Here is a 26,744-nt window from a genome sequence, read left to right on the forward strand (position 1 = left end):
GCCTTCAGTCTGCCGCCAGCCGCTCGGCGAAGAGCGCGCGCACTCCCGGCACCGTACGCAGCAACGACAGCGCGTACGCGGCATGCCCCGGCAGGTAGCCGTTGCCGATCACCATCGTCACGTCCGCGGCCAGACCCTCCGCACCGAGCGCCGCCGCGGCGAAACTCGTCGCCATCGAGAAGAAGACCACCGTCCCGCCGTCGGCGGTGGCCAGGATCGCCCCGTGCTCGCAGCCGGGCACGTCGACGCAGACCACCGTCACGTCCGCCGGCCCGCCCAGCGCCCCGGCAACCGCCGCCGCCAGCCCCACCGGGTCCCGGGCGTCGGCGAGTACCACCTCGGTGGCGAGGCCGGCGGCGAGCAGCCGGTCCCGCTCCGCCGGCACCGGCACCACCCCGACCGTGCGGGCCGCACCCGCCTGCCGGGCGGCGGCCAGGGCCAGCGACCCGCTCTTGCCGGCACCGCCGAGCACCGCCACCGTCGGCGGCTCGGCATACCCGCGCACCGTGCGGGCGGTCAGCGCGGGCGCGCCGCAGACGTCCAGCACCGCCAGGCTCAGCCGGGGATCGAGATCGTCCGGCAGCACCGCCACCACCGACCGGGCGAAGAGGATCGCGTGCCCGGCGCACGGCACCTGCTCGCCGCGACCGTCCCAGCCGGCGAGCCCGTCGGTGACCGCCAGCGGCGTCAGGGTCAGCGAGACCAGCGTCGCCACCCGGTCGCCCGGCTTCACCGGCAGCGGTGACTCCGGGCCGACCTCGGCCACCGTGCCGATCAGCATCCCACCCGAGCCCGTGACCGGATTATGCATCTTGCCCCGGTCCTGGATGATCGACAGCACCTCCGCCCGCACCGCCGCACCGTCGCCGCCGTGCTTCTCCGCCAACTGCCGGAAGCTCGCCGCGTCCAGGTTCAGCCGCTCGACCCGGATCCGGACCTCGTCGGCGGCGATCTCACCCCGGGCGTCCAGCCGGTACGCCGCCTGCGGCAACACCCCGGCCGGCTCGACCACCCGGCGCAGCCCGACCGCCGACACCACCGTCGCACCGCTGGACGACCCCATCCCGCCTCCTCCGGACACCCCATGCACAGCGGCGCGCATTACCGCTCGCATCCGCTCCCGAACAGGAAAACTTACGGCAGGATATTTCCTCTGCGGGAAATCCTCCAGTAGCGTTCAAGGTCCAGAGGTACCACCGGCACCGCTGGCTGCCGCCACGGGCAACCGAACTGGAGGAGGCACCGTGACACAGGTCGACGCCACACAGGTCGGACCGGCCATCGCCGCGCTCGACCCGGCCGCGCCGGCCCACGCCGCCGGCACGCCGGAACAGCCCACGGCCGGGCAGCCCTACGAATACCGCCGCCGCCCCCTCGTCGAACCCGACTGGACCCGCTTCCCGGGCTGGCGGCAGGTGACCCGCGACCAGTGGGAATCGGCACAGTGGCAGCGCGCCAACTGCGTCAAGAACGTCCGGCAACTCCGCGCCGTCCTCGGCGACACCGTCGACGACGACTGCTACGCCGACCTCACCGCCGACCAGACCAACCTGGCCACCATGTCCATGCTCGTCCCGCCCCAGATGCTCAACACGATGGTGCCGGACGCCCCCGTCACCACCGACGCCTTCCGGGCCGACCCGATCCGCCGCTACATGCTGCCGCTCGCCGGCGACCGGCGCACCGACTGGCCCTCCCACCCCTACGCCAGCCGCGACTCGCTGCACGAGCACGACATGTGGGTCGCCGAAGGGCTCACCCACCGCTACCCCACCAAGGTCCTCGCCGAACTGCTCGCCACCTGCCCGCAGTACTGCGGGCACTGCACCCGGATGGACCTCGTCGGCAACTCCACCCCGACCGTCGACAAACTCCGGCTCAGCCTCAAACCCGTCGACCGGTACGACGCACACGTCAACTACCTGCGCGCCCACCCCGGCGTACGGGACGTGGTCGTCTCCGGCGGCGACGTCGCCAACGTGCCCTGGCGGCACCTCGAGTCGTACCTGATGCGACTGCTGGAGATCGAAACGATCCGGGACATCCGGCTCGCCACCAAGGCACTGGCCGGGCTCCCCCAGCACTGGCTACAGCCGGACGTCGTGGAGGGACTCGAACGGGTCGCCCGCACCGCCGCCCGGCGCGGCGTCAACCTCGCCATCCACACCCACGTCAACCACGCCCAGACGCTCACCCCGCTGGTCGCCCGGGCCGCGCAGACCGCGCTCGAGGTCGGCGTCCGCGACGTACGCAACCAGGGCGTGCTGATGCGCGGGGTCAACGCGACCGCCACCGACCTGCTCGACCTCTGTTTCGCGCTCCAGGGCGAGGCCGGCATTTTGCCGTACTACTTCTACATGTGCGACATGATCCCGAACGCCGAGCACTGGCGGGTCCCGGTCTGGCACGCCCAGCGGCTCCAGCATGACCTGATGGGCTACCTGCCCGGCTACGCCACCCCGCGGATCGTCTGTGACGTGCCCTTCGTCGGCAAGCGCTGGGTGCACATGGTCACCGAGTACGACCGCGAGCGCGGCATCTCCTACTGGACCAAGAACTACCGCACGTCGATCGAGTCGGCCGACGAGGCCGCCCTGGACCGGCGGTACGCCTACTACGACCCGATCGACAGCCTGCCGGACGCCGGCCGGGCCTGGTGGGCCCGGCACGGCACCCGGGCCGCCCGCTGAGGACGGAACAGCCGCCCTCCACCTGCGGCCCCCCAAGACGACAGGTTCTCACCGTCAACGGTCGAACGTCTCCCGGACGTTGCGACCCGCCTCCTTGACGTTCGAACCGGCCTGCTTCGCCTTGGCCTGCGTCCGCTCGCTGGCGCCCTCGCCGCGCATCTGCTCGTTGTCGGTGCGGTCGCCCATCCGCTCCTTGGCGGCGCCCTTCAGCTCCTCGGCCTTGTTGCGCATCTTGTCCATGGCACTCATGTCGCACCTCTCCTTCGCGCCCCCGCACGTGGCGGCGGCTGTCGCAGGTAGCTTGCCCGACCTGCCCGGCATGAAACCCGGCTAATCGCCGCGAAAGCACTCGAACAGGAAAAGCCTCCTCCGTGTCCGTCGGGGCTTTCCTCGATGTGCGGTCTGTGGTGGCGGGCACACCGCGTAAAGCATCCTAGGATGCTAGACCACGGCCGGAATGCCGGTTCGGGGTGCCGGAGGTGAGGTGGTTGACTGGGGGTTATGGCCGAGATCGTCCTCGTCCGGCATGGCGAGACCACCTGGAGCGCCAGCCACCGGCACACCTCGTACACCGATCTGGAGCTCACCCCGGAGGGCGAGCGGCAGGCCCGGGACATCACCGGGGAGCTCGGCGGGCGCCGCTTCGCCGCGGTGCTCTCCAGCCCTCGGCGGCGTGCCCTGCGCACCGCCGAACTCGCCGGCCTGGCCGTCACCGCCGTCGACGAGGACCTCGGCGAGTGGAACTACGGCGAGTACGAGGGACTGACCACCGCGCAGATCCGGCAGGAACGCCCGGACTGGCTGCTCTGGACGGACGGCTGCCCCGGCGGCGAGCAACCGGACCAGGTCGGCAGCCGGCTCGACCGGGTGCTGGCCCGGGCGACCGCGTTCCTCGACGACGGCGACGTGGCCCTGGTCGCCCACGGGCACAGCCTGCGGGTGGCCGGAGCGCGCTGGATCGGCCTACCGGCCGGCGTCGGTGGCCGGCTGCGCCTGGACACCGCCACCGTCTCCACGCTCGGTTACGAGCACGGCCGGCCGGTCATCCTGCGCTGGAACTCGCCGGGTCGGGCGGCAGCGCCCGCAGCCGGGCCGCCCCCGGCTCCGTCCTGAGCTTCGACCCGGGACGCAGCTTCGGCGGCCGGTTCTCGTACGGGATCGAGAGCACCACCGTCGTCCTGGTGGTGACGTTCGCGGTGGTACGGATCTCCTGGAGCACCCGCTCCAGGTCCAGCGGGCTGGCCACCCGGACCAGCAGCAGGTAGAAGTCCTCCCCCGCCACCGAGTAGCAGGAGTCGATCTCCGGCAGGTGTGCCAGCCGCTCCGGGGCGTCGTCCGGCTGCGACGGATCCAGCGGGCGGATCGCCACGAACGCGCTCAACGGCAGGTCGAGCGCCTCGAACGAGACCCGCGCGGCGTACCCCCTGATCACACCGCGCTGCTCCAGCCGGCGGACCCGCTGGTGCACCGCGGAGACCGACAGCCCCACCCGCTCGGCCAGATCCGTGTACGACAGCCGCCCGTCGACGGCCAGGGCCGCCACGATGGCCCGATCGGTCTCCTCCACGGCGTGCAACCTACCGGTAGATAGTGGGCGGGACGACGCCGAACCCGTCGCGTCGTCACCGCACGTTATCAGGTCGATAACTGGCGCCGGCCCGGCGACCGCCGGTGGACGCCGATGGCGGTGCCCCGGGCGGCGGGGCCGGTGACGCGGCGGGCGCGCCGGTCAGCGGGCCAGCGAGCGGGAGATCACCAGGCGCTGGATCTGGTTGGTTCCCTCGACGATCTGCAACACCTTCGCCTCCCGCATGTACCGCTCCACCGGGTGGTCCGCCACATATCCGGCGCCGCCGAGCACCTGCACCGCGTCGGTGGTGACCCGCATCGCGGTGTCGGTGGCGAAGAGCTTCGCCTTGGCCGCCTCGGTCGAGTACGGCCGGCCCGCGTCGCGCAGCCGGGCGGCGGCCAGCATCAGCGCCCGGGCCGCCGAGACCTGGGTGGCGAGGTCGGCCAGGAGGAAGCCGAGCCCCTGGAAGTCGATGATCGGCCGGCCGAACTGTTCCCGCTGCCGGGCGTAGTCGGTCGCGTGGTCGAGGGCGGCCTGGGCCAGCCCCACCGCACAGGCGGCGATGCCCAGCCGACCGCTGTCGAGTGCGGACAGCGCGATCCGGAACCCCTCCCCCTCGGCGCCGACCAGCCGGTCGGCCGGCACCCGCGCCTCGTCGAAGGCGATCTGCGCGACCGGTGAGGCGCGCAGCCCCATGGTGCGCTCCGCCGCCTGCGGCACGATCCCGGGCGTGCCGGCGTCGGCGAGCAGGCAGGAGATGCCCCGCGCGCCGGGGCCGCCGGTGCGGCAGAAGATGTTGTAGAAGTCGGCGTTGCCGGCGTGGGTGATCCAGGCCTTGGTGCCGGAGACGACGTAGTCGCCGCCGTCCGGGACCGCCCGGGTGGTCAGCGCGGACGCGTCCGAGCCGCCCTGCGGCTCCGAGAGGCAGTACGCCCCGAGCAGCTCGCCGCCGATCATGTCGGGGAGCAGCTTGCGGACCTGCTCCCCGCCGAAGGTGGCCACCGGGTGGCAGGAGAGGGTGTGCACGCTGACCGCCTCGGCCACCGCGAGCCAGCGGCTGGCGAGGATCTCCAGCACCTGGAGGTAGACCTCGTACGGTTGGGCCGCCCCGCCGTACTCCTCCGGGTAGGGCAGTCCGAGCAGCCCGGCCCGGCCGAGGGTGCGCACCAGCTCGCGGGGGAAGACGCCCCGCTGCTCGAAGTCGGCCGCCCGGGGCGCCAGTTCCCGGTCGGCGAGTTCGGTGACGAGGTCGAGCAGCTCGTACGCCTCGTCGCTGGGCAGGATCCGGTCGACCGTCATAGCAGCACCAGCTCTCGGTGGATGGTGTTGAGCCGCTCCACCCCGTCCGGGGTGCAGACCACGATGTCCTCGATCCGGGCGCCGTGCCGGCCGGCGAGATAGATCCCCGGCTCGATCGAGAAGGCCATCCCCGGCTCCAGCGGCAGCTCGTTGCCGGCGACCAGGTACGGGTCCTCGTGCCCGTCCAGCCCGATGCCGTGCCCGGTGCGGTGCAGGAAGGCGGCGCCGTAGCCGGCCTCACCGATCACCTCGCGGGCGACCCCGTCCACCGCCGCCGCGCTGACCCCGGGCCGGACCGCGCCGACCGCGGCCAGCTGCGCATCGAGGAGCACCTGGTAGTAGTCGGCGAACTCCGGCGGCGGCGTGCCGACCACGTAGCACCGGGTGGAGTCGGAGCGGTAGCCGGAGGGCATCGTCCCGCCGATGTCGACGACGACCGGCTCGCCGGCACCGATCACCCGGTCCGACGTCTCGTGGTGCGGGCTGGCCCCGTTCGGGCCGGCGGCGACGATGGCGAAGTCGGCGGTGGCGTGGCCGGCCTCCAGGATGGCGGCGGAGATGTCCGCGGCCACCTGCGCCTCGGTGCGGCCGGGGCGGAGCCAATCGGCCATCCGGGCGTGCACCGCGTCGATCGCGGCGCCGGCCTCGCGCAGCGCCGCCACCTCCGCCGCCGACTTGCGCAGCCGCAGCGGCCGCAGCACCTCCCCGGCCAGCCGCTGGCTGGCCCCGGGCAGCGCGGCCCGCAGCGCGAGGACCTGCTCGGCCCACATCCGGTCGCCGAGGCCGACCGCACCGACCGGCCCGCCGAGGGCCTGCACCACCAGCGGGTACGGGTCGGTGCCGTCCGGATGGTCGACGATGCGTACCCCCGTGCGCGGCGCCGGCGACGCCTCGGCGGCGGGGCGTTCCAGGGTCGGCACGACCAGGGTCGGTCGACCGGTCGCCGGCAGCACCAGGCAGGTGAGGCGTTCGAGCGCGTGCGCGTGGTAGCCGGTCAGGTAGCGCAGGTCGGAGCCGGGCGGCAGGAGCAGGGCGTCCAGCCCGGCCTCGACGGTGGCCTGCTGGGCCGCCGCCAGCCGCTCCGGGGGATAGAGGTCTTCGTCACCCACGCGAACAGCTTAACGGTCGTTCGGGTGGAATCGACGACGGAGGCCTGTGCCGGAACCGGCGGATGCTGTGCCAGGCTGTCCGGGTGAACGACGCCCGCCCCCTGCTCCTCGTCGACGCGCCGAGCCTCTACTTCCGGGCCTACTTCGGCATCCCGGAGTCGGCCGCCAGGGCGCCGGACGGCAGCCCGGTCAACGCCGTCCGGGGCTTCCTGGACATGCTCGCCACGCTGATCCGCACCCGCCGGCCGGACCGGCTGGTCTGCGCTCTGGACCACGACTGGCGCCCGGCCTGGCGGGTGGCGCTGCTGCCGTCGTACAAGGCGCACCGGGTGGCGCCGGAGGGTGGCGAGGTGGTGCCGGACACCCTCTCCCCGCAGGTGCCGCTGATCCTCGAGGTGCTCGCCGCGATCGGCATCCCGGCGATCGGCGCGGACGGCTACGAGGCCGACGATGTCCTGGGCACCCTGGCCGTGACCGAGCCCGCCCCGGTGGAGGTGGCCTCCGGCGACCGGGACCTGTTCCAGCTCGTCGACGACGCCCGACCGGTGCGGCTGCTCTACTGCGGGCGTGGCGTGGCGAAGCTGGAGGACTGCGACGACGCCGCCGTCCGCGCCAGGTACGGCGTGCCGGCCGCCCGGTACGCCGACTTCGCCGCCCTGCGCGGCGACCCCAGCGACGGCCTGCCCGGGGTGGCCGGCGTGGGCGACAAGACCGCGGCCCGGCTGGTCGAGCGGTACGGCAGCCTGGACGGCATCCTCGCCGCGCTCGACGACCCGGCCTCCGGCTTCGCCCCCGGGCTGCGGAGCAAGCTGGAGGCCGCCCGGGACTACCTGGCCGTGGCGCCGACGGTGGTCCGGGTCGCCCTGGACGTGCCGCTGCCGCCGCTGACCAGCACGCTGCCGGCGGCGCCGGTCGACGCCGACCGACTGCTCGCCCTGGCCGAGCGGTGGAACCTCGCGGGCCCGTGCCGCCGCCTGGTCGACGCCCTCGCCGGCAACACCGTCTCCGCCTGAGCACGCACCTCGGCAGGCTTCCCGCCCGGCCGGTGTCAGAAGGGTTGCCGGCGCTGGAAGCGCCGCCGCGGGCCGGCCGGCGGGGCGGGGCGGTCCGCAGCGGGATCGACCACCCGGTCGGCGGCGGCCCGGTCGGCGGCGAGCCGCTCGGCCGCCCGGTCCGCCAGGTACGCCGAGGCGGCGCGGTCGTCCTCGGTCGGGGTGGCGAGCAGGGCGTAGAAGAGCACGAACGCCACGAAGACGACGATCAACATGATCGGCAGCAGCAGGGTCGCCCCGCTGGCACCGGTCGGCGCCGGAGCCGAGGGCCGGGCCTGCACCGACATCGCGGCCATCCCGGTGTAGTGCATACCGCTGACCGCGAACCCCATCACGAACGCCGCACCGGTCACCGCCCGGGTGCCGCGTACGGTGACAGCCAGCCAGAGCGCGGCGGTCGCGGCGACCACCCCGATCAGTACCGACGCCGCCACCAGCGAACCCTCGTAGTCGATCCTGCCGCGCAGCTGCATCGCCGCCATGCCCATGTAGTGCATGGCGGCCACGCCGAACCCGGCGAAGACCCCGCCGAGCAGGATCCGCGCCCAGCCGGCCTGCCCGAACACCGCGACGACCAGCCCGACGCCGACGGTGAGGACGGCGATCAGGGCGCTCGCCACGGTCATCGGCACGTCGTAGCGGATCTGGCTGCCGGAGACGCTGAACCCGAGCATGGCGGTGAAGTGCATGGTCCAGATCGCCGTGCCGCCGATCGCCCAGGCGGCGAGGACGAGCCACCAGATCCGGCGTCCCAGCGACTGGGCCTCGCGGACCCGTACGGCGCAGAGCAGCCCGAGGAAGGAGCCGAGGACGGAGAGCCCGTAGCTCAGCGCGGGCGTGATCCAGCCGTACTGGAAGTGGTTGATGTGGGCCATGCTGACCGTCTCCTCGGGCCGTCGACACGGCGGGTTCCGCGCCCGGCACGATGATCACTTGAGGCCCGAACAGCCACAACGGTGCGTTCGGGCGCATCTGGCGACCGACGGACCGTGGTCAGGGTGACCGGAAAGATCATCACCGGAGGAGCGGCGGTTGGCCGAACAGCCGAGCCCCGATCGGCCCGTCAGATCGCGCCGTGGTACGCGAGCACGCCCCGGTTGATCGTCGCCATCGCCTGCCGTGCGGTGCCGCGTACCTCCACGGAGGCACCGGCGGAGTCGGCGACCTGCCCGAGCAGGTCCACCACCTGCCGGGCCCAGCGCACGAAGTCGCCGGCCGGCATGTCCCCGTCGAGGTTGTGGCCGCTGGCCAGTACCTTCGCCAGCGCCTCGCCCCGGGCCCACCGGTAGACCGGCCAGACGAAGCCGAGATCGGGCTCCCGGGTCGCCTCCAGCCCGCGCTCCGCCTCGTCGGCCTCCAGCTCGGCCCAGATCTTCAGCGTCTCGCCGACGGCGTCCGAGACCGGGCCCCGGGGCACCGAGGCCCGCTCGTCGGCGTCCCGGCGCGCCTCGTAGACCACCACCGAGACCGCCGCGGCCAGCTCGGCCGGGGAGAGCCCCGCCCAGACCCCCCGGCGCAGGCACTCCGCCACCAGCAGGTCGGCCTCGGTCCAGATCCGGCCCAGCATCCGGCCGGCGTCGGTCACCTCGCCCGCCTCCGTCAGATAGCCGCGGGCGGTGAGGATGCCGCAGACCCGGTCGAAGGTGCGGGTCAGCGATCCGGTACGCCCGGCCACCCGCTGGCGCAGCTCCGCCGTGTCCCGCTCGAGGCGGCGGCGTCGTTCGGCCCAGCGGGCGTGCTCCTCGCGGTCCGGGCAGGCGTCGCAGGGGTGCCGGCGCAGCTCGGCACGGAGCTGGGTGAGCCGCTCGTCCTCACCGCCCCCACCCCGGTTACGGCCGCGCCGCCCGCCGTGCCGGTCCAGCCCGGTGCCGCTGACCGCCGCCGCCAGGTCCCGCCGGGCGGCCGGCGACCGGTGGTTGAAGTGCTTCGGGACCCGGATCCGGGCCAGCACCTCCGCCGGGGTGGTGAAGTCGCCCGGCGTGATCCGGCCGGCCCAGCGGTCCTGGGTCAGCACCAGCGGCCGGGGCTCACCGAAGCCGCCGACACCGGGATCGAGCACCACCGCCAGCCCGGCCCGCCGGCCCGACGGCACCCGGATCACGTCGCCGACCCGCAGCCGCTCCAGCGCGGCCAGCGTCGCCGCCCGCCGCTGGCTCTGCCCCTGCCGGGCCAACGTCTGCTCCCGGTCGGCGATCGCCATCCGCAGCCCGAAGTACTCGTCGAAGTCCCCGAGGTGGCAGCGGATCTCCGCGCCGTACGCCTCGACCGTCTCGACGTTGCGCTGCACCTGCCGGGCCAGCCCGACCACCGACCGGTCCGCCTGGAACTGCGCGAACGACGACTCCAGCAGCTCCCGGGCGGGCGCCGCGCCGACCGACCCGACCAGGTTGACCGCCATGTTGTACGACGGCCGGAAGCTCGACCGCAGCGGATAGGTGCGCGTCGAGGCCAGCCCGGCCACGTGCCGGGGATCGACCTCCGGCGACCAGACCACGACGGCGTGCCCCTCCACGTCGATCCCCCGCCGGCCGGCCCTGCCGGTGAGCTGGGTGTACTCCCCCGGCGTCAGGTCGACGTGCGCCTCGCCGTTGAACTTCACCAGCCGTTCCAGCACCACACAGCGGGCCGGCATGTTGATCCCCAGCGACAGGGTCTCGGTGGCGAAGACCGCCTTCACCAGACCGCGTACGAAGAGCTCCTCGACCACCTCCTTGAACGCCGGCAACATCCCGGCGTGGTGGGCCGCCAGGCCGCGTTCGAGGCCGTCGAGCCACTCCCAGTAGCCGAGCACGGCGAGGTCCTCGGCGGGCACGCTGGTGATCCGGGCCTCCACCACCCGGCGGATCTCGGCCCGCTCCTCCGGACCGGTCAGCCGCAGACCGGCGGCGAGGCACTGCTGGACGGCCGCGTCGCAGCCGGCCCGGCTGAAGATGAAGAGGATCGCCGGCAGCAGCCCCTCCCGGTCCAGCCGCTCCACGATGTCGGCGCGCAGTGGGCCGCGCCAGCGTGGGCCCCGTGGGCCGCTGCGTCCCCAGCCCGGCCCGTGGGTGCGGCCGTCGCCGAGCTCGAGCCGGCGCATCATCTCGCGGGTGTAGCGGAGCAGCTCCGGATGCACGTCGTGCTTACGGGCCGCGTCGGCGTCGTGGAACAGGTCGAACATCCGCCGGTTGACAAGCATGTGCTGCCAGAGCGGCACCGGACGGTGCTCACTGACCACCACCTCGGTCTCGCCGCGCACGGTGACCAGCCAGTCGGCGAACTCCTCGGCGTTGGAGACGGTCGCGGAGAGCGAGACCAGGGTCACCGACTCCGGCAGGTGGATGATCACCTCTTCCCAGACGCCGCCCCGGAAGCGGTCGGCGAGGTAGTGCACCTCGTCCATGACGACGTAGGCGAGGCCGGCCAGGCTCGACGAGCCCGCGTAGAGCATGTTCCGCAGCACCTCGGTGGTCATCACCACCACCGGCGCGTCCCCGTTTATCGCGTTGTCCCCGGTGAGCAGCCCCACCTGCGCCGAGCCGTACCGCTCCACCAGGTCGTGGTACTTCTGGTTGGAGAGCGCCTTGATCGGGGTGGTGTAGAAGCACTTCCGGGTCGCTTCGCCCGGGTCGGCCCCGGTGCGCAGCGCCAGGTGCACGGCGAACTCGCCGACGGCCGTCTTGCCGGCGCCGGTCGGCGCGCAGACCAGGACGCCGCTGCCCCGCTCCAGCGCCTGGCAGGCGTCCCGCTGGAAGTCGTCGAGGTCGAACCCGAGCTGCTGGGCGAACTCGTCGAGTGCGGGGAACATGCTGGCCTGCGCGGCCCGGCGGCGCGCCGCGGCGTACCGCTCGGCGGGGCTCGACATGAATCCAAGGTTAGTGCGTGTCGGGTGGTCACACGGCGGCAGGCCGTAGAGCGGCCCCCCGGAAGCCGGTCGGTAGGGTGCACGACGTGCCGGACCATGCCGAACCGCCGACGCCCGCCACGCCGAGCGGCATCGCCGACTCCGCCCCCGGACAGCCGCGCCGGCGGCCGGTCGACGCGGTGCTCTTCGACTTCCACGGCACCCTCGCCCAGGTGGAGGACCCGGTCGCCTGGGTACTGGCCGCCGCCGAGACCTGCGGGACGCCCCTGGACCGCGTCCGGGCCACCGCGCTGGCCGACCGCCTGGTCATGGCGGGCCGGGCCGGTGGACCGCTGCCGTCCCGGGTCCCGCCGCACCTGGCCGAGGTGTGGGCGGAACGCGACCTCTACGCCCCCGCCCACCGCGCCGCCTACGTCGGGCTGGCCGCCACCGTCGACAGCGGCGTGGAGGGCCTGGCCGAGGCGCTCTACGAACGCCTCCTCGTGCCGGAGGGCTGGCTCCCGTACGCGGACGCGGCCGCGACACTGCACGCGCTGCGCGGGGCGAAGGTGCCGGTCGCGGTGGTGAGCAACGTCGGCTTCGACATCCGGCCGCTCTTCGCCGCCTGGGGTCTCGCCGAGCTGGTCGACGCCTTCGTCCTCTCCTACGAGGTCGGGCGCTGCAAGCCCGATCCGGCGATCTTCTACCGCGCCTGCGGCCTGCTCGCGGTGGACCCGGAGCGGGCCCTGATGGTCGGCGACACCCCCGCCGACGCCGGTGCGGTACGCGCCGGCTGCGCCGCCCTGGTGTTGCCGGCGGCCGAGGCGGGGCAGGCGAACGGCCTCGCCGCCGCCGTGGACCTGGCGACCCCGGACGGCCGCTGAACACACGGCGCCCACCCGCCGGGCACGGCACCGATTCGCGGAGCAGGGCGCCGATTCGCAAAGCACGGCGCCGGTTCGCGGAGCAGGGCGCCCGGCCGCTGAGCACGGGCCGGCATACGCCATCGCGGCACACCGGACTCTCCAGCACGGCGCCTGTCGAGCTGGGCGCACAAGCGGGGCGCGAGCCGCCCAACCAGCAGGGCCGCAGCGCCTCCCGCCGGCGAAGGGACCAGTCCCGGCGCCTGTCGAGCTGGGCGCACAACCGGGGCGGTGACGGTCGACGGCACGGCCACCCGGCCGGCTGCGGTATCCACCCGGTCCCGGCGCCGTTCTCGATCCCGCCGTAGCCGGCTGACGGCACCGACACCCAGGGCCCGCCGCCCCAACGCGCGGATGCACCGGCACACAAGCCCCAGGCACACAAGCCCCAGGCGTACCGCTCGGTGCCCCCAGGCGCACGGGTGGGTGCACACGGATGGACAGAGGTGGGTGCACACGGATGGACAGAGGTGGGTGCACAAGCGGGGCAGCTCGACAGTGTCGCGCTGAGGTATCCCCGCCCAGCGGTGCGCCAGGTCGATCAGGTCGTCGCAGCGCCGCCTCGCCTCGCCGATGTCGACGATTTGGCGGGGGCGCTCGGCGACGGCCGACCGGGGGACCGTTCCCGGGACGTGGCCACGGTGCGGCGAAGGGATCAGCGCAGCAGGCGTACGGCGCCGGGGACGGCGGTCACGGTGACCGGCAGCGGAAGGGCACGCTCGCCGTCGGCGTATCCGACGATGTCCTCGGCGACCAACTCGATCGTGCGCGCCCGCCGGGTGTGCAGCATCGGATGGTCGAGGTGGCTGCCCCGGTACACCCGGGGCTTGATCCGGACCAGCGTCGCCCGGCCGACCGGGCCGGCGTAGACCACGTCGAGCAGTCCGTCGGCCGGGTCGGCGGTCGGGCAGATCCGCATCCCGCCGCCGTAGCTGGGACAGTTGCCCACCGCCACCAGGACCCCGTCGACCTCGACCGGCTCGCCGTCGAGGCGGAGCAGATAGCGACGGGGCCGGAGCCGGGCCAGCTCGACCAGGATGGCGAGGTCGTAGCGGCGCGGACCGCGCGGCCAGGACATCCGGTTGGCCCGCTCGTTGACGAGCGCGTCGAAGCCGGCCGCCAGCACCGCGCCGTACCACCGCACGGTGCCGTCCGCCCCGGTCATCCGGGCCAGGTCCGCGGGCCGGGTCCGGCCGGCGACCAGCGCGGCGGCGATCACGTCGACCGCGCCGAGCGGATCGGCCGGGAAACCGGTGCCGGCCGCGAAGTCGTTGCCGGTGCCGGCCGGCACCGGGCCGAACGCGACCCCGCTGCCGGCGACGGCCTGCAACGCCAGGTGCACGGTGCCGTCGCCGCCGACCGTCACCAGCGCGGCCGCCCCCTCCGCCACGGCGGCGCGGCAGGCCGCGGCGGCCCGCGCGGCGTTCTCCGCGTCGAGCAGCCGCACCGGCCGTCCCGCCGAGCCGAGCCGCTCCAGGACGGCCGGCAGCAGCCCCCGGTAACGCCCCCGCCCGGCGGTGGGGTTGGCCAGCACCGCCACCTGCCCGTCGCGCGGCCGACCAGCGGGGACGGAACCGGAGAGCTGATCGTCGGCGGTCACGGCGAGCACCGTACCGCCGCCGGGCCGGCTCCGACAGGCCGGCTCAGGTCATGTCGTCGTAGCGCCGCTCGATCGGCTGCGGTGCCGCGACCGGTTCCGGGCCGGTGATCGGCTCGCTGGCGTCGACCCGCCCACCCGCGGTCACCGGCTCCGGCTCGGTCTCCAGCGGGGAGACCTCGTCGTCGTCCAGCCCGGCGTAGATCTCCTTGCCGCGTCCCCGCCGCCGGTCGTTGAGCATCGCCACCCCGACCGCCCCGAAGTAGAGCGCGCAGAGGCAGATGGCCAGCGCGGTCATCCCGAACGGGTCGGGCGTGGGCGTGACGATCGCGGCGAAGAGGAAGAAGACGAAGACGGCGATCCGCCACCAGCCGAGCATCTTCCGGCCGCTGACCAGGCCGACGAAGTTGAGCATCAGCACGATCAGCGGGAACTCGAACGCCACCCCGAACATCAGGATCATGTTCGTGACGAAGGAGATGTACCGGGTGATCTCCAGCGTGTTCGCCACGTCCTCGCCGGCGAGGCCCACCAGGAATTCGAGCCCCTTGGAGACCACGAAGAAGGCCAGCACGGCGCCAGCCGCGAAGAGCGGGGCGGCCAGCGCGGTGAAGACGTAGGCGTACTTCCGCTCGTGCCGGTGCAGGCCGGGAGCGATGAACGCCCAGAGCTGGTAGAGCCAGACCGGTGCGGCGATGATGAGCCCGACCCAGAGCGCGATCTTCAGGTCGAGCAGCAGGACGTCCGCCGGGCCGAGCTGGGTGAACTGGCACTTGCCGTCCACCACCGAACCGTCGAGCTGGCAGTACGGCTCCTGGAGCAGGCTGCGGACCGGGCGGGCCAGCCAGATGCCGAGCCCGAAGCCGACCACGATCCCGATGGAGGCCCGGAACAGACGGTCACGCAGCTCCCGGACGTGCTCGATGAGCGTCATCGAGCCGTCGGAGGCTCGCTCGAACTTGCTCGGACCACGCCGACGCAGGGCGAAGGCCACGGCGACCGGCCCCGGTCAGTTGTCGCGGACGCGCTGCACCGGGTCGTTGACCGGCGGCGCGGGCGGCTGGTAGCCGGGCTGGTGCACGCTGGTCGGGTGGACCGTGGAGTCACCCGGCAGCGGCTGCCGTCCCGACTGCGCGTCGGCCTTCTCGGCCAGGTCCTTGTCGTCCTCGGAGAGACTCTTGGTCTCGGCCTTGATGATCCGCAGCGAGCGGCCGAGCGAGCGGGCCGCGTCCGGAAGCCGCTTCGCGCCGAAGAGCAGGATCAGCACAGCCACGAGTACGAAGATGTGCCACGGCTTGAGGGCGCCCATGGAAGCTCCAGTTCGATGTTCGTCCGGCGATGGGGTGTCCTGGCCCATCGTACGTGCGTCGGGAGGGACTGCCACCTGCCGGGCTGGTGTCTTTCCGGCCGGCTGGTGAAGTCTTGACCAACGCCGGGCATCCGTCAACAGGGCTATTGCTCGCCCCCGCGCTTGGCCCGGATCAGCACGAGCCGCTGCTGGAGCACCTCGACCTGCTGCTGCATCGCCTCCGCCCGGTCCTGCACCGACAGGGCGACGCGCTGGAGATCCTCGGCCTGCTCCTGCCGGCGCTGCAACGCCAGGGCGGCCCGACGCAGCCGGGGCATCCGGACCAGCACCCGGCGGACCGCCAACCCGAGCACCACCAGCCCGGCCACCAGGGCCGCGAGCACGATCCACTTCACCACGTCGGCCAGCCTAGTGGCTGCCGGCCGATGCCGCCGGCTCGGCGCCGGGCGGCGCTCCGGCACCGGGGACCAGCTCGACGCCCGGCCCCGGGTCGCGCGCTGCCCCCTCCGGCGGCGGGCTGGCGTACGCGTCGAGGGCGGCGGCGGCCCGGTCGCGTACCTGGTCGGCGAGTTCCGGCGGGGCGACCACGGTGACGTCCGGTCCGAGCCCGAGCACGAAGCGGCGGGCCCAGGCCAGGTCCGTCACGCGGAGCGAGACCAGCCACTCCCGGCCGGCCCGGTCGACATCCCGCGACCCGTCGACGGAGCCGGGATCCGGCTCGACCCGCTCGCACGGGTAGTACTCGGTGATCCAGCGGCTGGCCCGGCCGACCCGCAGCGTCACCAGCGGCAGGTCCTGGTCGGGCCGGAAGATGCCGGCGCTCAGGTCGTGCAGCCTGGCCTGCGGGGGCGGTGCGGCCGGCTCGTCGAGCTCGACGAGCGCGTCGATCCGGTCGGCTCGGAACAGCCGCATCGACTCCGCCCGCCGGCACCACGCCTCCAGGTAGGCGAGGCCGCCGACCATCAGTACCCGGATCGGGTCGACGGTGCGGTCGGTGGTCTCGTCCCGGGTCGCGGCGTAGTAGGTGATCCGCAGCGCCCGGCCCCGCTGCACCGCGCCGCGCAGCGCCGCGACCCGGTCGCTGTCGCCCGGCATCCGCACCGCGACCGGCGCGTCGGCGAGTTCGCCGGCCGCGCTTTCGATCTTGGCGAGGGCCCGTTCGATCGCGTCCCGGTTCGCCATCCCCGGCGTCTCGGCGAGCATCCGCAGCGCCACCACCAGCGCCAGCGCCTCGTCCGGGGTGAGCCGCAGCGGCCGGTCGATCCCGGCGTCGTAGGTGATGGTGACCCGGTCGCCGTCGAAGGCCATGTCGATCAGGTCGCCGGGCCCGTATCCGGGCAGGCCGCAGACCCAGAGCAGCTCCAGGTCCTCGCGGAGCTGCCGCTCGGTCACCCCGAGGTCGGCCGCCGCCTCGGCCAGCTCGATCCCGGGCCGGGCCAGCAGGTACGGCACGAGGTTCAGCAGTCGGGCCAGCCGATCGGCCGAGGTCCGTGCGCCGCCGCCGGACCGTTGCGCCGGACGAGTCACGCCGGCTCCCCCCTCTGGTTCAGTCCCGGGGCGCCCGGCCCCGCTCTCCCCCGCCTACGTCGACGCCCGGGCGGTGGCCAGCTCGTCGTACCGGGCGGTGATCTCCTTGAGTCGCTGGATGACGGCGTCCCTGATCTCCGGTGGTTCGAGCACCCGGAGATCCGGGCCGTAGCCGACGAGCCTACCGGCCAGCGACTCGGCGTCGGCGTACGGCAGCACCAGCCGGTCGCCGTCCGGAGCACTGGTCACCTCCTGGGCCCACCGGCGCAGCCCGGCGGCCCGGCCCGGTCGGACCAGCACGGTGGCCCGGCCGGAGTGCTCCACCGGACCGGACCACTTTGCGACGTGGCTGATCAGGTCGACGCCGACCGGCGGCGCGAACGAGTCGGGGCCGTCGAGCATCCGGACGGCACCGCCGACGATCCGGGAGAGCCGGAAGCAGCGGGGCGCGTCGCGGTCGAGGTCGTGCCCGACCACGTACCACCGGGCGCGCCAGCAGACCACACCCCAGGGTTGCAGCCGGCGGCTGGTCGGGGCGTCGCCGTCGGGGACCCGGTAGTCGAAGCGGACCGTGCGCCGCTCCCGGGCGGCGGCGGTCAGCGGCGCGAACGCCGGGTCGACGGTGACCACCGGCTCCATCCCGAGGGTGGCCTGCGGGTCGACGTCGACGCCGGCGGCGCGGAGCTTGGCCAGCCCGGAGGAGGCCGCCGCGGCCAGCCCGGCGTGCCGCCAGAGCCGGGCGGCGATCCCCACCGCCGCCGCCTCGTCCGGCTCCAGCGGGATCTCCGGCAGCGCGTACTCCCGGTGCGCGATCCGGTAGCCCGGCTCGGCGTCGAAGGCGCTGGCCGTGCCGGTCTCCAGCGGCACGCCCAGCTCCCGCAGCTCGGCCTTGTCCCGCTCGAACTTGCGCTGGAATGCCTCGTGGTCACGTGGATCGTCCGGATCGTGCTCGTAGCCCGGCACGGTCGCGGCGATCTGCGCGGCGGTCAGGAACCGTCGCGTGGAGAGCAGACAGATCACCAGGTTGACCAGGCGTTCGGTACGGGTCCGCGACACGACACAGACGCTAGCAGTGTCGGATCACGAACCGGGTACCCGCGCGGCGGGTGACCGCCGGTCCACCGGCCCACCAGCGGTGCCGGGCTCCTAGGCTGACGCCATGGCCGAACGGAACGGCACCTCGGAGAGCGTCGGCACGGTCGTGGTGGCCGGGCTGGCCAACCTGGCGATCGCGCTGGCCAAGCTGGTCGCCGGGGTGATCTCCGGCTCGGCCGCGATGCTCTCCGAGGGCGCGCACTCGATCGCCGACACCACCACCGAGGTGCTGCTCTTCACCGCGCTGCGCCGGGGTGCCCGCCCCGCCGACCGGATACATCCGTTCGGCTACGGCAAGGAGAGCTACGTCTGGGCGTTCATCGCCGCGGTCTTCACCTTCGTGGTCGGCGCCGGGTTCTCGATCACGCACGGGGTCAACACGATCCGGTTCGGTGAGCACACCGGTGAGTTCCTGGTCGCGTACGTCGTACTGGTGATCTCGTTCCTGATCGAGACGGTGTCGCTGACCCGGGCGGTCCGGCAGATCCGCCGGGCCTCCCGGGAACGCGGGATCAGCGGGGCCCGCTACCTGCGCAACACCGCGGACACCACGGTCAAGGCGGTCTTCCTGGAGGACACCGCCGCGCTGATCGGGATCTCGGTGGCCGCGGCCGGGCTCGCCCTCTCCCAGGCCACCGGGAGCGAGCTCTGGGACGGGGTGGCCTCGATCGTGATCGGCCTGCTGCTGCTGGTGGTCGCCACCATCCTGGCCCGGAGCAACATCTCGCTGCTGGTCGGCCGGGCGGTCCCGCAGGCGATGTACGACCAGATCCACCGCGAGCTGTCGGCGCTGCCGACCGTGCAGCGGGTCGACACCCTGCTCACCATGCACCTGGGCCCGGACGACATCCTGGTCGCGGCAAAGGTCGACTTCCGGGACGAGGCGACCGGCGCCGACATCGAGGCCGGTGCCGAGGAGGCCGAACGGCGGCTGGTCGGGCGCTTCCCGCACATCCGGTACGTCTTCCTCGACCCGACCCGGACCGGCCAGCCGTAGCCGGCTACCCTGCCGGCCATGGTGCGATGGCGGTCCGGCACGGTCACGGCGCTGCGGCGGCGGTGGCGCGGCGCGGTCGAGCTGGAGGTCCGGCAGGCCGACGGCACCGCGGTGCGGGCGCTGGCCTATCCGGAGCTGGTCGGCGACCCGCAGCCCGGCGACCGGGTGCTGATGAACGTCGGCGCGCTGCTGATGGGGCTCGGCACCGGCGGGTACGCCATGGTGGTGGCGCTGCCGGACCGGCTGCCGCCCGACCCGCCCGAGACGGTCGAGACCCGGGACGCCGGGCACCTGGTCAAGGCCCGCTACACCCCGCTGCAACCGATCGTGCTCGGTGTCGACGAGGAGGCGTCCCCGCACCGGGCCGCGCTTGTCGACGCCGACGACCTCGCGGGGCTGCCGGTGGTCACCGCCGACCTGCACTCGGCGCTGCCGGCGATCGTGGCCGGGATCCGGGCCGACGCGCCGGACGCCCGGATCGGTTACCTGATGACCGACGGCGGCGCGCTGCCGGCCTGGTTCTCCCGCACCCTGGACGGGCTGCGCGGGCAGCTCGCCGGCACGGTCAGCGTCGGCCAGGCGTTCGGCGGCGACCTGGAGGCGACCAACCTGCACAGCGGGCTGCTCGCCGCCCGGCACGTGCTCGGGGCCGACGTGGCGATCGTCGCGCAAGGGCCGGGCAACCTGGGCACCGGCACCCGGTGGGGTTTCTCCGGGGTGGCCGTCGGCGAGGCGGTCAACGCGGTCGCCGCGCTCGGTGGCCGGCCGGTCGGCTCGCTGCGGATCTCCGGCGCCGATCCCCGGGAGCGGCATCGCGGGCTCTCGCACCACAGCGCCACCGCGTACGGCCGGGTGGCGCTCGCCGCCGCCGACCTGGTGCTGCCGGCGGAGCTGCCGCCGGAGCTGGCCACGCTGGTCGAGCCGGCCCTGGCCCCGCTCGCCGACCGGCACCGGATCGTCCGGGTGCCGGTGCACGGGCTCGACGAGGCGCTGCGGACGGCACCGGTCACCCTCTCGACGATGGGCCGAGGGCTCGCCGAGGAGCACGCCTATTTTCTGGCCGCGGCCGCCGCCGGCCGGCACGCCGCCAGCCTGCGCTGATCCGCCCGGACAGATCCCGACGGGCGGTCAGCTCAGGAAGACCAGCGCCAGCCAGCCGGCGACGACCAGCACGAGGATGAGCGTCAGCACCCAGGTGGGCACGGTGTACTCGCCCCGCCGGTTGCGCTCGATCTCCTCGCGGATCTTCGCGCGCCGCCGCTCGATCCGGTTCTGCCGGACCAGGTCGGGGCGGCGGTGCTCGTCGTCGTCGTTCGGGCCCGTCGGATGCGTCATGGCGGGGGTCAGCCTAACCAATCGCGCCGGGCACCGGCCGCGCGCCGGCCGAGCCGACTCACATGCTCGCGATCAGCCGCTCGACCCGCTCGTCGTACGCCCGGAACGGGTCCTTGCAGAGCACCGTGCGCTGGGCCTGGTCGTTGAGCTTGAGATGCACCCAGTCGACGGTGAAGTCCCGGCGCTTCTCCTGGGCGTGCCGGATGAACTCGCCGCGCAGCCGGGCCCGGGTGGTCTGCGGCGGGGTCTCCTTCGCCTCGAAGATCTCCGGGTCGGTGGCGATCCGGTCCACCTGCTTGCGCCGCTCCAGCAGCGCGTAGAGGCCGCGCCCCCGGCGCAGGTCGTGGTAGGCGAGGTCCATCTGGGCGATCCGCGGGTGCGAGAGCGGCAGGTCGTTCTTGCGCTGGTAGCGCTCGATGAGCTGGAGCTTGGTGACCCAGTCGATCTCCCGGGCCACCGGGTCCAGGTCGCCGGTCTCGACCGCGCGCAGCACCCGGCCCCAGAGCTCGACGACCCGCTTCGCGGTCTGGTCGCCGCCGCGCCGCTCGACGAACTCGGTCGCCTTGGCGAGGTATTCCTGCTGGATCTCCAGCGCGCTGATCTCCTTGTTGGAGGCGAGCCGGACCTTGCGCCGCCCGGTGATGTCGTGCGAAACCTCCCGGATCGCCCGGATCGGGTTCTCCAGCGACAGGTCCCGCATCACCACCCCGGCCTCGATCATCCGCAGCACGATGTCGGCGCTGCCGACCTTGAGCAGCGTGGTGACCTCGTTCATGTTCGAGTCACCGACGATGACGTGCAGCCGCCGGTAGCGCTCCGCGTCGGCGTGCGGCTCGTCCCGGGTGTTGATGATCGGCCGGCTGCGGGTGGTCGCCGAGGAGACGCCCTCCCAGATGTGCTCGGCGCGCTGCGAGAGGCAGTAGACGGCGCCGCGCGGGGTCTGCAGCACCTTGCCGGCACCGCAGATGAGCTGCCGGGTGACCAGGAACGGGATCAGCACGTCGGCCAGCCGGCCGAACTCGCCGTGCCGGGAGACGAGGTAGTTCTCGTGGCAGCCGTACGAGTTGCCGGCCGAGTCGGTGTTGTTCTTGAACAGGTAGATCTCGCCGGCGATGCCCTCGTCGTGCAGCCGCTTCTCGGCGTCGACAAGCAGGCCCTCCAGGATCCGCTCGCCGGCCCGGTCGTGGGCGACCAGGTCGGCTACCGAGTCGCACTCGGGGGTGGCGTACTCCGGGTGGGAGCCGACGTCGAGGTAGAGCCGGGCGCCGTTGCGCAGGAAGACGTTGCTCGAGCGCCCCCAGGAGACCACCCGGCGGAAGAGGTAACGGGCGACCTCGTCCGGGGACAGCCGCCGTTGGCCGCGGTAGGTGCAGGTGACACCGTACTCGGTTTCAAGGCCGAAGATTCGCCGCTCCATGCTTGGAGATTAGTCGCCCGGAGCCGGAGTTGGTCACTGTCGGGTCGCGGAGTTGCGCGGCAATTGCGCCACCCGCCGCGCCGGGGCGGTCACCGCCCGGGATCGTCGAGGATGCCGAAGAGGTACTCCCCGTAGCCACTGCGGCACAGCGGCCCGGCCAGCTCGCGGAGTTCGTCGTCGGAGATGAGTCCGCTACGCCAGGCCACCTCCTCGATACAACCCACCTTCAGGCCCTGCCGCTCCTCGAGCACCCGGACGAACTCGCCGGCCTGGACCAGCGAGGTGAAGGTGCCGGTGTCCAGCCAGGCGGTGCCCCGGTCCAGGGTGGTGACCTGGAGTCGCCCCGCCGACAGGTACGTCTGGTTCACCGCCGTGATCTCCAGCTCGCCCCGGTCGCTCGGGGTCAGCCCTCTGGCGATCTCCACCACGTCGTTGGCGTAGAAGTAGAGGCCGGGCACGGCATACCGCGACTTGGGCTTCTCCGGCTTCTCCTCGATCGACAGCGCGCGCCCGTCGGAGTCGAACTCGACAATCCCGTAACCCTCACAGTTCGCCACCGGATAGGCGAAGATCCGGCCACCCTCCGGATCGTCGTTGCGGGCCAGGCTCCGGCCCAGACCGGCGCCGTAGAAGATGTTGTCCCCGAGAATCAGCGCGACCGACTCCCCGGCCAGGAACTCCTCGCCGAGAAGAAACGCCTGGGCGATACCGTCCGGGCTCGGCTGGACGGCGTATTCCAGGCGCAGCCCCCACTGGGCTCCGTCCCGCAGCAGGCGCCGGAACTGTGCCTGGTCGTCGGGGGTGGTGATGATGAGTATTTCCCGTATTCCGGCCATCACCAGAGTCGAGAGCGGGTAGTAGACCATGGGTTTGTCGAAAATCGGCATGAGCTGTTTCGATACCGCCTGGGTGATCGGCCAGAGTCGTGATCCGGTGCCGCCCGCCAGCAGGATTCCGCGCATTTGCGCAGGTTACCGGGGACGGGCCCGCCCGAAAGTCAATTCGCCGACAGTGCCGCTACCGTCCTCGCCGACCCGCACCGCGTAGACTTTCCGAATCATGAGGATCCTCGTGACCGGTGGAGCCGGATTCATCGGTTCTGAATACGTACGAATGTTGCTGACCGGGACCGCTCCCCGGCTCGCGCCGGGCGCGGTCACCGTGCTGGACAAGCTCACCTACTCCGGCAACCTGGCCAACCTCGACCCGGTACGCGCCGACCCCCGGCTCCGGGTCGTGGTCGGCGACATCTGCGACCCGGCCCTGGTCGACGAGGTGACGGCCGGCCACGACGTCGTGGTGCACTTCGCGGCCGAGTCCCACGTCGACCGCTCCATCCACCGGGCCGCGCCCTTCGTCACCACCAACGTGCTCGGCACGCAGACCCTGCTGGAGGCCGCGCTGCGGCACCGGGTCGGCCGGTTCGTGCACGTCTCCACCGACGAGGTCTACGGCTCGATCGAGCGGGGCTCCTGGACCGAGACGACGCCACTGGCGCCGAACTCTCCCTACTCGGCGGCGAAGGCCGGCTCCGACCTGCTCGCCCTGGCCTATCACCGCACCTACGGGATGGACGTGGTGCTGACCCGCTGCTCCAACAACTACGGGCCGTACCAGTTCCCCGAGAAGGTCATCCCGCTCTTCGTCACCAACCTGCTCGACGGCGGCACCGTGCCGCTCTACGGCGACGGCGGCAACGTCCGGGACTGGCTGCACGTGCACGACCACTGCGTCGGCATCGCCCTGGTGCAGGACAAGGGGCGCCCCGGCGAGGTGTACCACATCGGCGGCGGCACCGAGCTGACCAACCGCGAGCTGACGGGGCGGTTGCTCGCCGCCTGCGGCGCCGGCGGGGACCGGGTCAGGCCGGTCGCCGACCGGATGGGGCACGACCGCCGCTACTCGCTGGACATCACCAAGATCAGTGAAGAGCTCGGGTACGCGCCCAGCATCGACCTCGACCGCGGCCTCGCCGGGACCGTCGCCTGGTACCGGGAGAACCGGGCCTGGTGGGAGCCGCTCAAGGCACCGCTCACCGGTGCGGAGACCGGCCGCCCCGGGCCGGCCGTGCCGTGACCGGGCGGCGGGGAGCGGAGCCGCCGCGCTGGCTGGTGACTGGTGCGGGCGGGATGCTGGGGCGGGACCTGGTGGCCGTGCTCGCCGACCGGCACGCGGGGCGGGTCACCGCCGCCACCCGGGCCCAGCTCGACGTGACCGACCGGGCCGCGGTCCGGGCCGCCGTCACCGGGCACCAGCTCGTGGTGAACGCGGCCGGCTGGACCGATGTGGACGGCGCGGAGCAGGGTGAGGCGGCCGCCACCGAGGTCAACGGCACCGGCGTCGCCAACCTGGCGGCGGCCTGTGCCGGGGCCGGCGCCCGGCTGCTGCACGTCTCGACCGACTACGTCTTCGCCGGTGACGCCGACCGGCCCTATCCGGAGGACGCCCCGACCGCTCCGGTCAACGCGTACGGGCGCAGCAAACTCGCCGGGGAACTCGCCGTGCGCCGGCTGCTTCCGGAGACCGGCTACCTGGTCCGGACCGCGTGGCTCTACGGGGCGCACGGCCCCAACTTCGTCACCACCATGCTCCGGCTGGCGGCGCGGCGTCAGCACCTCGACGTGGTGGACGACCAGATCGGACAACCGACCTGGTCGTACGCGCTCGCGGAGCGGCTGGCCGACCTCGGCGCGGCCGGTTGGCGGGGCACCGCCCCGGCCGGGACCTACCACGGCACGGCCACCGGCCAGACGAGCTGGTACGGGCTGGCCCGCGAGGTCTTCGCCCGCACCGGGCTCGATCCGGACCGGATCCGGCCAGTCGGCAGTGACCGCTTCCCCCGCCCGGCCCGCCGCCCCGGCTACAGCGTCCTCGGGCACGGCGGCTGGTCCCGGGCGGGCCTACCGCCGCTGGCGGAGTGGCGGTCGATGCTCGCCGAGGCGCTGCACCCCGGCGGCGCGCTCCGCGCCGCCACCCGGCCGGCGGAACCTGTCCCCGGCCACCGATGACCGGGACACGACGGTAGCCGCCAAGCCCTACTTCGGCTTCTCCTCGCCGGTGCCGCCGGGCGGCTTCTGCTTGCCCTTGCCCTTGCCCTCCAGGTCCGCCGAGCCGGCGGACTCGGCCGGCTTGTCCGGGCCGGGAGCCGGCGCCTTCGGCTCGGCCGCCGGCTCCTCGTCGCCGTCGGCCGTGGTCGGTGCGCCGCCGAGCAGCGAGTCCAGTGCGGCGCCGGTGATCCGGCGGAAGGTGCGGCCGACCCGCCGCCGGTCCAGGATCGCCACCTCGAGCTGGCTCGCCGCGATGGTCCGGGGGGCGCCGCCGTCGCCGCCGACGCTGCCCAGCGCCCGAATCGCCAACCGGACCGCCTCGTCGAGCGGCATGTCCGGCCGGTGCTCCTCGCGCAGCGCCCCGGTGACCGCCTCGGCCTGGCCGCCCATCGCCATCCGGCCCGGCTCGTCGTTGACCGAACCGTCGTAGGTGATCCGGTAGAGCTCGTCCGTCTCGGGCGTGCTGCCCACCTGCGCGACGCAGATCTCCACCTCGAAGGGCTTGGACTGCTCGGTGAAGATCGCGCCGAGCGTCTGGGCGTACGCGTTGGCCAGGGCCAGGCCGGTGACGTCCCGCCGGTCGAAGCTCAGCCCGGTGGCGTCGGCCATCCGGACCCCCGCCCGGCGCAGGTTCTCGAACTCGTTGTAGCGGCCGACGGCGGCGAAGGCGACCCGGTCGTAGATCTCGCTGACCTTGTGCAGGGCGCTGGAGAGGTTTTCCGCCACGAAGAGCACGCCGCCGGAGTAGCTGAGCGTCACGGCGCTCCGGCCGCGCGCGATGCCCTTGCGGGCCAGCTCCGAGCGGTCGCGCATGATCTGCTCGGGTGAGGCGTAGAACTGCATGGCCACGGCGGCGGTTCTCCTGTCCGGTTCTGCTGGCGACGGCGGTTTACGGGGGTGTGACGGCGGCTCAGCCGCCCGGGTTCTCCATCCGGGCGGCGACCACCGCTTCGGCGACCTCGGCCGCCTCGGCGTCGGAGAGCCGGTGGGTGCCCTCCGCGGTCGCCGTCATCACCACCGGATAGATGCGGCGGCTCAGGTCGGGGCCGCCGGTGGCGCTGTCGTCGTCGGCGGCGTCGTAGAGGGCCTCGACGGCGATCCGGGTGGCGTCGGCGGTGCTGAGGCCGGGACGGTAGCGCTTCTTCAGCGCCGCCTTGGCGAAGAGCGAGCCGGAGCCGATCCCGTCGTATCCGGTCTCCTCGTACGGCCCGCCGGCCACGTCGAAGCTGAAGATCCGGCCGGCCCTGGCCGGGTCGGTGGCGGCCAGGTCGAAGCCGGCGAAGAGCGGGATCACCGCCAGCCCCTGCATCGCCGCGCCGAGGTTGCCCCGGATCATCGCGGCGAGCCGGTTGGCCTTGCCGTCGAGGGAGAGCATCGCTCCCTCGATCTTCTCGTAGTGCTCCAGCTCCACCTGGAAGAGGCGCACCATCTCCAGGGCGATGCCCGCCGTGCCGGCGAAGCCGACCAGGGAGTATTCGTCGGCCGGGTGCACCTTGCGGATGTCCCGGCTGGAGATCAGGTTGCCCATGGTGCCGCGCCGGTCGCCGGCCATCAGCACGCCCTCGGCGGTGGTCAGCGCGACGATGGTGGTGGCGTGCGGGACGAGGTCGCTGGCGGATCCGGGCGGCAGCGGGCGGCGACCGGGCAGCAGGTCGGGGGCTGCCGCGCTCAGGAACTGGCTGAACGAGGACGTCCCGACGTTGAGGAACGCGTCGGGTAGACGCCCGCTTGGATCAAAAGCCGCTGCCACGTGCTCCCTCTCAACTCTCTCTCGTCACATCGCCCGGAACCCCACGTCGGCGCGGGAACGGGGCGAGGCCACCGTTGCGGTTGAAGCAGAGTATCCCCCGGATCTCCGCGGCGCGATGATCGCCACCATCGTGTTGTGCGAGCGTCGACGGGCCGGCCGAGGCACCCGGCTCGGGGCCGCCCGCCCGGCGCGGTGCGGCCGCAC

General features: G+C 73.4%; 26 protein-coding genes. 8 read left to right on the plus strand and 18 right to left on the minus strand.

Annotated features, from left to right (window positions below):
• Positions 1-4: 4 nt before the first annotated feature.
• A complete protein-coding gene (locus ACN27G_RS12385; RefSeq protein ID WP_421497306.1) occupies positions 5-1,036 on the minus strand; it encodes a zinc-binding alcohol dehydrogenase in 1,032 nt (343 codons plus the stop codon).
• A 208-nt stretch (positions 1,037-1,244) separates the two neighbouring features.
• Here ACN27G_RS12385 and ACN27G_RS12390 point away from each other — a divergent pair, with 208 nt between their 5' ends.
• Positions 1,245-2,690, plus strand: coding sequence for a KamA family radical SAM protein (locus tag ACN27G_RS12390; RefSeq protein WP_421492951.1), 1,446 nt, complete (start codon positions 1,245-1,247; stop codon positions 2,688-2,690).
• A gap of 54 nt (positions 2,691-2,744) precedes the next feature.
• Here the strand turns inward: ACN27G_RS12390 and ACN27G_RS12395 are convergent, their stop codons facing one another.
• The gene (locus tag ACN27G_RS12395) at positions 2,745-2,939 is read right to left on the minus strand and encodes a CsbD family protein (RefSeq protein ID WP_421492952.1); all 195 of its coding nucleotides are present in this window, start codon (positions 2,937-2,939) and stop codon (positions 2,745-2,747) included.
• 252 nt (positions 2,940-3,191) lie between these two features.
• On the opposite strand from ACN27G_RS12395, the gene ACN27G_RS12400 reads away from it, so the two are divergent.
• Positions 3,192-3,803: a histidine phosphatase family protein gene (locus tag ACN27G_RS12400; RefSeq protein ID WP_421492953.1), complete on the plus strand. Its 612-nt coding sequence runs from the start codon at positions 3,192-3,194 to the stop codon at positions 3,801-3,803.
• Here ACN27G_RS12400 and ACN27G_RS12405 read toward each other — a convergent pair.
• The 3 genes from ACN27G_RS12405 to ACN27G_RS12415 all read right to left on the minus strand — a co-directional run bounded on the left by ACN27G_RS12405 (position 3,733) and on the right by ACN27G_RS12415 (position 6,668).
• Positions 3,733-4,257, minus strand: a complete 525-nt coding sequence (locus ACN27G_RS12405) for an Lrp/AsnC family transcriptional regulator (RefSeq protein WP_421492954.1) — start codon at positions 4,255-4,257, stop codon at positions 3,733-3,735. The two genes, ACN27G_RS12400 and ACN27G_RS12405, sit on opposite strands and share 71 nt — an antisense overlap.
• A gap of 162 nt (positions 4,258-4,419) precedes the next feature.
• Positions 4,420-5,559 (minus strand): acyl-CoA dehydrogenase family protein, encoded by a 1,140-nt coding sequence (locus ACN27G_RS12410; protein WP_421492955.1) that lies wholly within the window; start codon positions 5,557-5,559, stop codon positions 4,420-4,422.
• The gene (locus ACN27G_RS12415) at positions 5,556-6,668 is read right to left on the minus strand and encodes a M24 family metallopeptidase (protein ID WP_421492956.1); all 1,113 of its coding nucleotides are present in this window, start codon (positions 6,666-6,668) and stop codon (positions 5,556-5,558) included. The genes ACN27G_RS12410 and ACN27G_RS12415 overlap by 4 nt, the downstream gene beginning before the upstream one ends.
• 83 nt (positions 6,669-6,751) lie before the next feature.
• On the opposite strand from ACN27G_RS12415, the gene ACN27G_RS12420 reads away from it, so the two are divergent.
• Positions 6,752-7,681: a 5'-3' exonuclease gene (locus ACN27G_RS12420; protein WP_421492957.1), complete on the plus strand. Its 930-nt coding sequence runs from the start codon at positions 6,752-6,754 to the stop codon at positions 7,679-7,681.
• A 35-nt stretch (positions 7,682-7,716) separates the two neighbouring features.
• Here ACN27G_RS12420 and ACN27G_RS12425 read toward each other — a convergent pair whose 3' ends face one another.
• Positions 7,717-8,595 (minus strand): MHYT domain-containing protein, encoded by an 879-nt coding sequence (locus tag ACN27G_RS12425; protein WP_421492958.1) that lies wholly within the window; start codon positions 8,593-8,595, stop codon positions 7,717-7,719.
• Positions 8,596-8,783: 188 nt separating this feature from the next.
• Complete coding sequence (locus tag ACN27G_RS12430) at positions 8,784-11,564, minus strand: DEAD/DEAH box helicase (protein WP_421492959.1); 2,781 nt, start codon at positions 11,562-11,564, stop codon at positions 8,784-8,786.
• A gap of 131 nt (positions 11,565-11,695) precedes the next feature.
• Here ACN27G_RS12430 and ACN27G_RS12435 point away from each other — a divergent pair, with 131 nt between their 5' ends.
• Entirely contained in the window at positions 11,696-12,427 is a 732-nt protein-coding gene (locus ACN27G_RS12435) for an HAD family hydrolase (protein ID WP_421497307.1), read from the plus strand.
• A gap of 694 nt (positions 12,428-13,121) precedes the next feature.
• Here the strand turns inward: ACN27G_RS12435 and ACN27G_RS12440 are convergent.
• The 6 genes from ACN27G_RS12440 to ACN27G_RS12465 all read right to left on the minus strand — a co-directional run bounded on the left by ACN27G_RS12440 (position 13,122) and on the right by ACN27G_RS12465 (position 17,955).
• Positions 13,122-14,066 carry a diacylglycerol kinase family protein gene (locus tag ACN27G_RS12440; RefSeq protein WP_421492960.1) on the minus strand — a complete coding sequence of 315 codons (945 nt, stop codon included), beginning with the start codon at positions 14,064-14,066 and terminating at the stop codon, positions 13,122-13,124.
• 43 nt (positions 14,067-14,109) lie between these two features.
• On the minus strand, positions 14,110-15,057 hold the full coding sequence (gene tatC / locus ACN27G_RS12445; RefSeq protein WP_421492961.1) for a twin-arginine translocase subunit TatC: 948 nt from the start codon (positions 15,055-15,057) through the stop codon (positions 14,110-14,112).
• A 15-nt stretch (positions 15,058-15,072) separates the two neighbouring features.
• Positions 15,073-15,372 carry a Sec-independent protein translocase subunit TatA gene (gene tatA / locus ACN27G_RS12450; protein WP_421492962.1) on the minus strand — a complete coding sequence of 100 codons (300 nt, stop codon included), beginning with the start codon at positions 15,370-15,372 and terminating at the stop codon, positions 15,073-15,075.
• Between the two features lie 143 nt (positions 15,373-15,515).
• Positions 15,516-15,770 (minus strand): hypothetical protein, encoded by a 255-nt coding sequence (locus ACN27G_RS12455; protein ID WP_421492963.1) that lies wholly within the window; start codon positions 15,768-15,770, stop codon positions 15,516-15,518.
• A gap of 10 nt (positions 15,771-15,780) precedes the next feature.
• Positions 15,781-16,899, minus strand: coding sequence for a helix-turn-helix transcriptional regulator (locus ACN27G_RS12460; protein ID WP_421492964.1), 1,119 nt, complete (start codon positions 16,897-16,899; stop codon positions 15,781-15,783).
• A gap of 54 nt (positions 16,900-16,953) precedes the next feature.
• Entirely contained in the window at positions 16,954-17,955 is a 1,002-nt protein-coding gene (locus ACN27G_RS12465; RefSeq protein ID WP_421492965.1) for a helix-turn-helix transcriptional regulator, read from the minus strand.
• A 103-nt stretch (positions 17,956-18,058) separates the two neighbouring features.
• Between ACN27G_RS12465 and ACN27G_RS12470 the strand changes: the two genes are divergently transcribed.
• Entirely contained in the window at positions 18,059-18,991 is a 933-nt protein-coding gene (locus tag ACN27G_RS12470; protein ID WP_421492966.1) for a cation diffusion facilitator family transporter, read from the plus strand.
• Positions 18,992-19,009: 18 nt separating this feature from the next.
• Positions 19,010-20,092 carry a DUF3866 family protein gene (locus ACN27G_RS12475; RefSeq protein WP_421492967.1) on the plus strand — a complete coding sequence of 361 codons (1,083 nt, stop codon included), beginning with the start codon at positions 19,010-19,012 and terminating at the stop codon, positions 20,090-20,092.
• 27 nt (positions 20,093-20,119) lie between these two features.
• On the opposite strand, the gene ACN27G_RS12480 is transcribed toward ACN27G_RS12475, so the two are convergent.
• The 3 genes from ACN27G_RS12480 to rfbA all read right to left on the minus strand — a co-directional run bounded on the left by ACN27G_RS12480 (position 20,120) and on the right by rfbA (position 22,705).
• Positions 20,120-20,326, minus strand: coding sequence for a hypothetical protein (locus ACN27G_RS12480; RefSeq protein ID WP_421492968.1), 207 nt, complete (start codon positions 20,324-20,326; stop codon positions 20,120-20,122).
• 58 nt (positions 20,327-20,384) lie between these two features.
• Positions 20,385-21,743: a Pup--protein ligase gene (gene pafA / locus ACN27G_RS12485; RefSeq protein WP_421492969.1), complete on the minus strand. Its 1,359-nt coding sequence runs from the start codon at positions 21,741-21,743 to the stop codon at positions 20,385-20,387.
• Positions 21,744-21,832: 89 nt separating this feature from the next.
• Positions 21,833-22,705 (minus strand): glucose-1-phosphate thymidylyltransferase RfbA, encoded by an 873-nt coding sequence (gene rfbA / locus ACN27G_RS12490; protein ID WP_421492970.1) that lies wholly within the window; start codon positions 22,703-22,705, stop codon positions 21,833-21,835.
• A gap of 97 nt (positions 22,706-22,802) precedes the next feature.
• On the opposite strand from rfbA, the gene rfbB reads away from it, so the two are divergent.
• Both rfbB and rfbD read left to right on the plus strand, forming a co-directional pair.
• A complete protein-coding gene (gene rfbB / locus ACN27G_RS12495) occupies positions 22,803-23,819 on the plus strand; it encodes a dTDP-glucose 4,6-dehydratase (RefSeq protein WP_421492971.1) in 1,017 nt (338 codons plus the stop codon).
• Positions 23,820-23,854: 35 nt separating this feature from the next.
• A complete protein-coding gene (gene rfbD, locus ACN27G_RS12500; RefSeq protein WP_421497308.1) occupies positions 23,855-24,751 on the plus strand; it encodes a dTDP-4-dehydrorhamnose reductase in 897 nt (298 codons plus the stop codon).
• Between the two features lie 27 nt (positions 24,752-24,778).
• Here the strand turns inward: rfbD and prcA are convergent, their stop codons facing one another.
• Together prcA and prcB are read right to left on the minus strand one after the other, a co-directional pair.
• A complete protein-coding gene (gene prcA / locus ACN27G_RS12505) occupies positions 24,779-25,639 on the minus strand; it encodes a proteasome subunit alpha (RefSeq protein WP_421492972.1) in 861 nt (286 codons plus the stop codon).
• 61 nt (positions 25,640-25,700) lie between these two features.
• Positions 25,701-26,540 carry a proteasome subunit beta gene (gene prcB / locus ACN27G_RS12510; protein WP_421492973.1) on the minus strand — a complete coding sequence of 280 codons (840 nt, stop codon included), beginning with the start codon at positions 26,538-26,540 and terminating at the stop codon, positions 25,701-25,703.
• Positions 26,541-26,744: the final 204 nt, after the last annotated feature.

It is taken from the genome of Plantactinospora sp. WMMB334 (genome assembly GCF_049179095.1).
GTDB lineage: Bacteria > Actinomycetota > Actinomycetes > Mycobacteriales > Micromonosporaceae > Plantactinospora.